This window comes from Acinetobacter rudis (genome assembly GCF_031157835.1).
GTDB lineage: Bacteria > Pseudomonadota > Gammaproteobacteria > Pseudomonadales > Moraxellaceae > Acinetobacter > Acinetobacter rudis_A.
Map to the genome: position 1 here is coordinate 71440 of NZ_JAVIDR010000014.1, position 9538 is coordinate 80977.

10 protein-coding genes are annotated in these 9538 nt (G+C 38.6%); 6 read left to right on the top strand and 4 right to left on the bottom strand.

Annotated elements, in window-relative coordinates; all coding sequences use genetic code 11:
- Positions 1 to 118 precede the first annotated feature (118 nt).
- A complete protein-coding gene (locus RFH42_RS12265) occupies positions 119 to 790 on the bottom strand; it encodes a hypothetical protein (protein ID WP_308975947.1) in 672 nt (223 codons plus the stop codon).
- Between the two features lie 304 nt (positions 791 to 1094).
- Here RFH42_RS12265 and RFH42_RS12270 point away from each other — a divergent pair, with 304 nt between their 5' ends.
- Positions 1095 to 1364 (top strand): PspC domain-containing protein, encoded by a 270-nt coding sequence (locus tag RFH42_RS12270; RefSeq protein ID WP_308975948.1) that lies wholly within the window; start codon positions 1095 to 1097, stop codon positions 1362 to 1364.
- A gap of 88 nt (positions 1365 to 1452) precedes the next feature.
- Here RFH42_RS12270 and gigD read toward each other — a convergent pair whose 3' ends face one another.
- Positions 1453 to 1890, bottom strand: coding sequence for an Lrp/AsnC family transcriptional regulator GigD (gigD, locus tag RFH42_RS12275; protein WP_308975950.1), 438 nt, complete (start codon positions 1888 to 1890; stop codon positions 1453 to 1455).
- Between the two features lie 144 nt (positions 1891 to 2034).
- Between gigD and kynU the strand changes: the two genes are divergently transcribed.
- From kynU to RFH42_RS12295, 4 genes are all read left to right on the top strand, one after another.
- Positions 2035 to 3288, top strand: a complete 1254-nt coding sequence (kynU, locus tag RFH42_RS12280) for a kynureninase (RefSeq protein ID WP_308975951.1) — start codon at positions 2035 to 2037, stop codon at positions 3286 to 3288.
- A gap of 45 nt (positions 3289 to 3333) precedes the next feature.
- Complete coding sequence (locus tag RFH42_RS12285) at positions 3334 to 4740, top strand: amino acid permease (RefSeq protein ID WP_308975952.1); 1407 nt, start codon at positions 3334 to 3336, stop codon at positions 4738 to 4740.
- Between the two features lie 8 nt (positions 4741 to 4748).
- Positions 4749 to 5495 (top strand): alpha/beta hydrolase, encoded by a 747-nt coding sequence (locus RFH42_RS12290; protein ID WP_308975958.1) that lies wholly within the window; start codon positions 4749 to 4751, stop codon positions 5493 to 5495.
- Positions 5496 to 5557: 62 nt separating this feature from the next.
- Positions 5558 to 6706 carry a porin gene (locus RFH42_RS12295; protein ID WP_308975954.1) on the top strand — a complete coding sequence of 383 codons (1149 nt, stop codon included), beginning with the start codon at positions 5558 to 5560 and terminating at the stop codon, positions 6704 to 6706.
- A gap of 110 nt (positions 6707 to 6816) precedes the next feature.
- Here RFH42_RS12295 and RFH42_RS12300 read toward each other — a convergent pair whose 3' ends face one another.
- Positions 6817 to 7281 carry an Lrp/AsnC ligand binding domain-containing protein gene (locus RFH42_RS12300; RefSeq protein WP_308975955.1) on the bottom strand — a complete coding sequence of 155 codons (465 nt, stop codon included), beginning with the start codon at positions 7279 to 7281 and terminating at the stop codon, positions 6817 to 6819.
- A gap of 137 nt (positions 7282 to 7418) precedes the next feature.
- Here RFH42_RS12300 and RFH42_RS12305 point away from each other — a divergent pair, with 137 nt between their 5' ends.
- On the top strand, positions 7419 to 8675 hold the full coding sequence (locus RFH42_RS12305; protein WP_308975956.1) for a D-amino acid dehydrogenase: 1257 nt from the start codon (positions 7419 to 7421) through the stop codon (positions 8673 to 8675).
- Positions 8676 to 8808: 133 nt separating this feature from the next.
- On the opposite strand, the gene RFH42_RS12310 is transcribed toward RFH42_RS12305, so the two are convergent.
- Positions 8809 to 9279 carry an OsmC family protein gene (locus RFH42_RS12310; protein ID WP_308975957.1) on the bottom strand — a complete coding sequence of 157 codons (471 nt, stop codon included), beginning with the start codon at positions 9277 to 9279 and terminating at the stop codon, positions 8809 to 8811.
- Between the last annotated feature and the right edge of the window lie 259 nt (positions 9280 to 9538).

The following is a 9538-nucleotide window of genomic DNA, read 5'->3' on the forward strand; positions in this document are numbered from 1 at the left end:
CAGATTCGAAAAAGCCTATCATACTTGATAGGCTTTTTTCATTTCAAGACTAAAATAATTAACGCTAAAAAATGCACCCTCGTTTTATCTTTAACTTAGAGTGCTATTTCTATTTGAATTAATGCCGTAGCTCATGATGGGTATTTGGCTCATGCTTACTTTTTACCAATACATAGGCATAATTTGGCATAGGATATGTCACACCAAAGAAATGCTGACTCTGAGCATCGTAGTTAACTGTCTTATCCAAATCCATTAACAAATTGTCTTGTTCATTAATCTTATAAAATACATCTGGGCCTTCACGTAAGTGCACAATAATCTCATGATTATTTTCATCCAAGCTCCACAGATCTTGACGGTAGGACTGCACCAAACCTTGATGCTTTGCATACACTCGACCAGACTGTATTAATATTCGATGTGAAGTACCATCAGGTAGAAGATTTAAAATATATTGCACCTGACCTTGCTCACAATGAATAAGTGCTTGCTCACAGCTCATGGTGGTTTGATAGCGCCCTACATACGCCAATTGCTGCTCAGAAACGGAACGCTCTTCGTTTTTAAAAGGTTGATGAGTATTATGGGGCACATTAGGTTGACTAATCACATCAGCCAATGTCGCAGCTTCAGGCTTTGGTTGAGGTTCAACAACATCTACTTTGGATGAACCCTCAACAAAATGTAGCGGATCAAATTCCTGCTTCTGCCTACAACTAACAAGGAGCAATAAAGTTGAGCCAAACACCAGTATGTTTGAACACGTTTTTCTATGAAAAATTCTCATGTCTTGGCCTTACTGCCCTGATTTAAAAAAATCCAACGTGATAAAGATATCGTATTCATTTTTATAATGACAATCACCCACAGGTAATTTTTACAAAATTAGTGTTAGTTCACATAAAACCTACTCGATTTCCGAGTAATCGTATAGCAATATGCCTTATTTTATATGTGCTTTTCACTTTAAAACAACTTATCTAATCACCATATCTAATTAAAACAAGATCGTGTACAAATAATGAGATTTCATAATCAGCTTTGAGGTCTCATGATCACGTTATCCTCATCGCCCCATTCAGGAGAATTAAATGGCTCAGTCAGGTTTATCTCGCTCTAATCAGCAAAGAATGATTGCAGGTGTTATGGGTGGCATAGCTGAACGCTTTGGTTGGAACGCCAATCTACTGCGTATACTATTTGTAAGTATTTCAATATTAAGTGCAGGATTTCCTGGTATTTTAATTTACCTAATCCTATGGTTTGTCATACCAGCTGCACAACCTCAATTAAACCCATCACCATCACAAAGACCAACTCAAATGCGTACAGTCTATGAGGACAATAAGTTTAAACGTTAGCATCTTGGTCCCCTCCCTTTAGACCGATACATTATTGAATATGATGTATCGGAAACTTTGCTAAGTTAAATTAATAGCTATGCTCTGTTTAAATCACCTTCTCCAAAATAATTTTGGAGTTAATATTTGTAATTCCTTTTACCTTATTAAGTTTATGAATGACAAACTGTGAAAAAGCATTCAAATCTTTGGTTGCAACATGGAGTACATAGTTAGATTCACCGGTAATAATATATGCTTTTGTTACCTCCTCAAATTGCTCAATGGCAGACAAAAACGATTTATGATCCAACTCAGTTAATTGGGCCAGCTTAATTTCAACAATAGCCTCTATATGAATACCCATTTTGGCATAGTTTAACTTGGCCTTATATTTTTCAATAACACCACTTGATTCTAATAGCTTAATACGGCGATGACAGGCTGAACTTGATAGATTAACAAGATCAGCGATCTCCTGATTACTTAAACGTGCATTATCCCGCAAAATTTTAAGTATTTTATGATCTATAGCATCAAATTTCATTTTTAAATAATATCCTTATAATTTCTATTATTTTCAAATAATATCCCAATCTAATCTTTTTTAGTCAAATATTATCGAATATTTGGCTAATTTTAACGTGCTAAAATCGAATAACAAATAAGGAAGTTAAATAGGTTAGATAATATGATTAATCGTGAACAATGCCTAGCATGGGACAAAGAAGATCAACTAAGTAAATTTAAGGATCACTTTGCATTACCAGAAGGTGTTATTTATCTTGATGGTAATTCACTAGGCGCTCAACCCAAATCAGCCACGCAATTGGCTCAGCAAGTCTTAACTCAAGAATGGGGTACGGATTTAATTAACAGCTGGAATACAGCAGACTGGTGGGGACTACCAACTCGCCTAGGCGATAAGGTCGCACAGTTAATTGGAGCTGACGCTGGTGAAACCGTTATTACGGACTCAACCACACTCAACTTATTTAAAGTACTTTCAGCAGCACTCAATATCCAAGCTGAACAATTTCCTGATCGTAAAGTCATCGTGGCAGAAAAAGATGCTTTTCCAACAGACCTGTATATTATTGAAGGTTTGATTAATCAAATTGATAAAGGCTATCAATTAAAACTCATCGAAAATAATGATGATTTATCTAAGCACTTAGAAAGTCAAGAAGTTGCCGCTGTAGTGTTGTCTCATGTCAATTATCGTACTGGTTATTTCTATGATATGGCTGAGATTAATGCTGAAATCCATGCAAACAATGCATTGGTGATTTGGGATCTATGCCACTCTGTTGGTGCTGTACCAATCGAGCTAAAACAAAGTAATAGCGATTTTGCTATTGGCTGCACCTATAAATATCTCAATGGTGGACCAGGCTCCCCTGCCTTGCTTTGGGTAAATCCGAAACACCAAAATCGTTTCTGGCAACCACTGTCTGGTTGGTGGGGACACCAACAACCATTTGAAATGGCTCAACAATACCAGCCATCTCAGGGCATTCGACGTTTCCTTTGTGGTACACAGCCAATTGTATCAATGCGTCTCATCGAATGTGGTCTAGATATTTTTCTTGCAACAGATATGCAGTCTATACGTGAGAAATCATTAAAAATGACTGACCTATTTATGCAACTTATGCAACAGGAATGCTCAGCATTTAACTTTAACCTCATCACACCTGAACAGCACCACTATCGAGGTAGTCATGTTAGTTATCGTCATGAACACGGCTACGCTATTATTCAAGCATTAATTGCACGAGGTGTTATTGGTGATTACCGTGAGCCAGAAGTACTGCGTTTTGGTATTACACCTTTATATCTTAAATTTGTAGATATTTGGGATGCTGTACAACATCTCAAAGAAGTCATGATGCACTCAGAATGGAACAACAAAAAATACCAGGTTCGCGGAACTGTGACCTGAGTCAAAATTACAGAAAAAAATTAGCACATCTGGCTAGGAGGGCCTATGAATAATTTTGATCAAATACAAACACGCGAAGCTGGTTTGCACAAACAACTATCCGCTAAACAAATGGCCATGATTGCAATTGGAGGCGCAATCGGTACAGGTTTATTCATGGGAAGTAAGTTTGCAATTAGCTTTGCAGGACCTGCAGTTGTTGTGAGTTATGCAATAGGTGGTCTCATTGCTTTTGCCCTTATGGCTTGTTTAGCTGAAATGACGGTTCAACACCCTACCTCTGGTTCATTTGGTGCATATGCTGAGCACTATATGAATCCTTTGGCTGGTTTTCTGGTTCGTTACAGTTATTGGGCCTGCATTGTACTTGCGGTAGGTACCGAAATTACAGCAGTAGCAGACTATATGAAACTTTGGTTTCCTCATGTTGATGCATGGATTTGGATTGCCTTCTTTTCCTTAACCCTACTGCTCGTAAATGCTTATAGTGTAAAGGCCTTTGGTTTTGTTGAATATTGGTTTTCCACCATTAAGGTCTTTGCCATTATTGTCTTTATTTTATTGGCCATAGGAATTTTAACTCAAGGAAGCTCTCCTAGTGCACATGTCATAGACAACTTAACTTCACATGGTGGCTTTGTTCCAAACGGTTTTCGTGGCATCTGGCTGGGCGTAATTATCTCGATATTTAGTTATCTCAGTATTGAAATGATTGCGGTTGCAGCAGGTGAAGCTGCCAATCCTGAAAAAGCAGTCAAATATGCATTTAAAAGTACGGCGATTCGTCTTGTTCTGTTCTATCTGCTTTCATTATTTTTAATTGTAAGTTTAGTGCCATGGACAAGCCTAATTGCTCAAGATGCAACAAGCCCCTTTGTCATGGTCATGCAAATTGTTGGTATTCCCTTTGCGGACAGTATCTTAAACTTTATTGTTATTGTTGCAGCATTGTCAGCAATGAATAGTATGCTCTATATCTCAACACGTATGCTTTTTAGTCTATCTCGCGCAGGTGATGCACCTAAACGTTTTGGCCGACTTGCATCCAATGGCGTTCCAATTAATGCTTTATTGTTATCTGCTATAGGGATTGGTGTTGCCAGTATTGTTTATACCCTAAATCCAGAATCCGCCTTTCCAATCATGATTGCACTTTCAATGTTTGGCGCGCTCTTTACTTGGGGAAGTATTTTCTGTACACACCTATTTTTTAGGAAGCACCTACGTCAAACTCAAACTGAATTAAAATTTAAAATCCCAGGTAGTCTGTTCATTTCCATATTCGGTTTAATTGCGATTCTAAGCATTATTATAACCACTTGGTTTACAGCAGAGTTTAAATCAACATTACAGTTTGGCATCCCTTTCCTGATGGTCTTAATCCTGTCTTATACAATTAAAAAGGCAGTTGCAAAACGTCAGGCTCTCCAACAAGAACAAGTGTCTGAGTAACCATTATGATGCTTAATTATGACAATGCTACAACGGTTGCTAATGAAGAACAGATTTTAAAAGACTTTCAAAAAAGGAGCCAACAGTGTTATCAGAACTACCCATGTATTCAAGGTATTTCTTATGCCCAAGCTCCTCGTACATGTTTAGATCTGTTTCCTGTTCAGGCTGCTAAAAAGACTGTCGTATTTATTCATGGTGGTTATTGGCAATGGTGTGATAAATCAGACTTTGCTTTTATTACACCCTATGTTATCGAGCAGCAGATGCAATGTGTGCTGCTCGAATATGACTTAGCCCCTACAGTCAGTTTGACCGACATTGTTAAGCAAGTAAAACAAGCTATTGATTTTATCACACAACAACCCTGGATGACGGAGGAGCTGATCTTGGTTGGGCATTCAGCTGGGGCACACTTGGCTGCAGTTATGCTAGATCATCCACGGGTGAATCGTGCTGTATTACTCAGTGGGATTTATGATTTACAACCAATCCAACAAACACCACTCAATCAAGCATTGCAATTGAATGAGTGGGAAATACAACATTTAAGCCCTTATCTTCATTCAGATAAAGTAAATAAACCTTATGAAATTTACTGTGGTGATGATGAGTTAACCGCTCTACGTTGGCAAAGCCAGCAATACTTTAAAAAACGTCATGCACTCGATGGTGATCAAGTGCAATTTGCTTTCATTCCAGACACAAACCACTACACCATCTTAGACCAATACTTTCAGCATTATTTGCACTAACGGTTTAATCCAATATACGGAAATTGGATTAGTTCTCTCGATTTAAATATGGATATTTAAAAATGACTAAACTCCATCATTATGTTGGCGCATGCTCTATTGCGCTTTGTACACTGCTATCCACAGATGTGGTTGCAGAAGTTGAACTGGTAAATAAAGATCACATCTTCAACGATCATGACAACTTTAAGCTGACTAGCCATGGTAGTTTAAGATTACAAGCACTTAACTTTGACCACTATGATGCCTCAAATGAAGGCCAAAAATATCGTCGTAATGGTTATAGTGCTGGAAGCCGAATATATCTTGACGCAGACTATAAAATTAACGATGACTTAAATCTCATTAGTGGTTATCAAAATTTTATCAATCCAGCAAAAATTTTAGACTGGGACGGACATTATGTTGAACAAGATGAAAAAATTAGGACAGAACAGCTCTATTTTGGTTTAAGCAGCAAACAATATGGTACGCTAAAGTTTGGTAAACAATATAGTGTTTACTATGATGTTGTTGGAAGTAAAACCGATCTTTGGGATTATGATACGATTGGTCAAGCACAAACATGGAGCCCTTTTGCGTATGTAGATGGTACTCAAGCTGCACGTAAAATGCTTCGTTATGAGAAAAAGAATGAGTATGCAGATCTATACGCTGCCTATTTATTCGAAGATGAGTCCTTACCCTATAAGCGTAAATCAGGTGAGGAGTTGGCAATTGATGTACATTTAAATAAAGAACTAAGTTGGGCAACGTCATGGAAACACAACCGAGCATCATTACAATATGACGATGAACAACATGATTTTTCTCAACAAGTTCTAGCAACTGCTTTATTTTATTTTGACGGGAAATGGCTCGCAGGTACTGGTGCCGGTTGGTATAAAAACACCCTACCGAATTACAGTGCATTTGATTTACCCACTGCGCAGCAGGCCAAGCAGTATTTAAACTCTAAAGCCTATGGAGTTGAATATTATCTCGGTTATAACTTCCAAATTGCACATCATGGCTTACAATCCATCCGCCCTTATGTAATGGGGAACTACTTAAAATATACTCAAGGTGATGATTTCTACCGTCAAGATAATGGCGTAGGTGTAGCTGTACGTTTTGATCACGGTATTGGTTTTGATTACGAACGTCTATATACCTCAGACACCATGAACACACCAGACATGCATATGTTCCGTTTGCGCTACGATTGGTAAGTCAAATCCAACCTTGCTCCATTTAAACAACACATTAAATGGAGCAAACCAATTGCATTCATATTTTAGCTACTCACTGAGTACGCACTTCACGCAATGCACTTCATCTATTAATTGACCTTGATGTAGAGGCTTTCCTTAATTTCTTCCATAACCACATAACTATGTGAAGACGCCGATGCGGGTAGTTTTTTTAATAAATCCCCCAACAAACTACGATATGCTCCCATTTCTTTGAGTCTAGCTTTCACTAGATAATCAAACTCCCCTGAAATCAAATGACATTCAAGAACCTCTGGAATTTCAGCTAGGTTCTTAGCAACCTGATCAAATACATCACCTGATTTTGCAGACAGTTTAATCTCCAAAAAGACCAATAAATTACGATCTACATATGCAGGGTTAACACGCGCATAATAACCAGTAATCACTCCTTCTCGTTCTAAACGCTTCACACGCTCTGAACAAGGTGTCGTGGAAAGATTTACTTTATGAGCTAACTCACTAATCGCAATACGTCCATCTTGCTGCAAGATATCTAAAATCATGCAATCAATACGATCTAATTTACGCATATCATTTCCTCTGTTTTTAGACAATTTTCACGACAAATACAATGAATCAACCAAAGAATAGCTTAAATTATAGTTAAATTAACTACAAGACTCACAATATACTAGTCGAATTAACCAAACGGTTTAAGGAATTCAATATGCATGTCATGGTCTTGGGAAGTGGCGTAATTGGCATCACCACAGCGTACTTTCTTGCTAAACAAGGGGTCAAAGTTACTGTACTTGACCGTCAGGCTGGCCCTGCTGAAGAAACAAGCTTTGGCAATGCTGGACAAATTTCTCCAGGCTACTCAACACCATGGGCAGCACCGGGTATTCCATTCAAAGCAGTTAAGTGGATGTTCCAGCATCACGCACCTCTTGCCATTAATATGGATGGCAGTATGTGGCAACTACAGTGGATGGCACAAATGCTGAAAAACTGTAATCCACAAAGCTATGCAATCAACAAAGAGCGTATGACTCGTGTTGCAGAATACAGCCGCGACTGCTTACGTCAGCTACGTCAAGACACTGGCATCCAATACGAACACCGTAGTAAAGGTACACTACAAGTATTCCGTAACGATGCACAAATTGAAGCAGTACAACGCGATATTGCTGTACTTAAAGAATGTGGCGTTGACCATGAGTTATTAACTGCAGATGAGCTTGCTAAGGTTGAACCAGCCTTAGAACACGCAAAAGACCGACTCACAGGTGGTTTACACTTACCTAATGATGAAACTGGCGACTGCTACTTATTTAGTAATGCGTTGGCGAAAATCGCGATCGACATGGGTGTTGAATTTAAGTTCAACCAGAATGTAGAGAAACTTGTAGTTGAAGGCAATGACATTAAAGGTGTTGTGGTCAACGGCGAAGTCGTAACTGCAGATCGTTATGTTTTGGCATTTGGTAGTTATTCACGTGATTTCTTAAAACCTTTATCACTCAATCTACCTGTTTACCCTGTGAAAGGCTATTCACTGACTTTACCGATTATTGATGCTAACTTTGCGCCACAATCAACTGTCCTTGATGAAACTTACAAAATTGCGATTACTCGTTTTGATCAACGTATTCGTGTGGGTGGTATGGCTGAACTCAGTGGTTTTAACTTAGGTTTAAAACAACCACGTCGTGAAACGCTAGAAATGGTTACTCAAGATCTATTCCCAGGCGGTGATATCGAAAAAGGTTTGTTTTGGACAGGCTTACGTCCAATGACACCAGACAGTACACCAATTATTGGTGCAACACCGTATAACAACTTATTTGTAAATACAGGTCACGGTACGCTAGGTTGGACCATGTCTTGTGGCTCAGGTAAGTTAATGAGTGATATCGTGCTCAATCACACTCCTGAAATTAGCACCGAAGGCTTGTCACTCGAACGCTATCACGCAGCTTAATTGCATTGCGGTCACAGCTAGAAAAAGTGCAGATTGCTAATTGCAGTTGAATTAAACCCCATAAGTTGAACTCAATTTATGGGGTTGTTTTATGACATGCTGTTCAGTTTTGAGATACGAGTCTGTTTTTCGCTTAGACCGCGATGGCTTGCGCTTGACGAACCCATTGCGTATTCAGTTTTACCCCAGCATCTTTGAGCAAGTTATATACAGGACAACGTGTTGCAACTGCCTGTTGCAACTCAATCAGGCGTTGTTCTGATTCTTCTGTTTCAATATATACAGTAAAGCTCAGTTGCTGAAAATGAGGAGAAACTCCCTCAACCCCCATCAATCCTCGTAAATCAATTGTACCCTGACTATCAAAACGCAGTGCGCTGAATTTAAAATTTAATTCTTTAGCAATGAGTGGGATCATTACTGCTTTACACCCATTTAAGGCAGCAACCAGATACTCCATAGGGTTGGCACCGCTATCTTTCCCACCTAATACAACAGGTTCATCCATTACTACTGGTGCGAAGTCACGAATTTGACTAATAGATTGCACACCAGACTGCCATGTTGTTTGTGCCTGGACATAAATAAGGTTGTTTACAGTCATTTGCCTTGTCTCAATAGTTTTCCTAGACGAAATATAGGCTCAAGCATTAATTAAACAAAATCATGTTTTTAGATAAGCTTATACAGACCATGACCGCAGCTATGGCTAGACCAATGATCAACGTCGATTATTTTTATCCGATGGAGCGTAAAACCTCATCGTTCAGGATGAGGATATAAGTAACTGGCGTAAGCCATATGACACATTTCGTCGCTTAACCTTATGCTATAAAGCTTTTGGTATATTAAATTGCTATAAT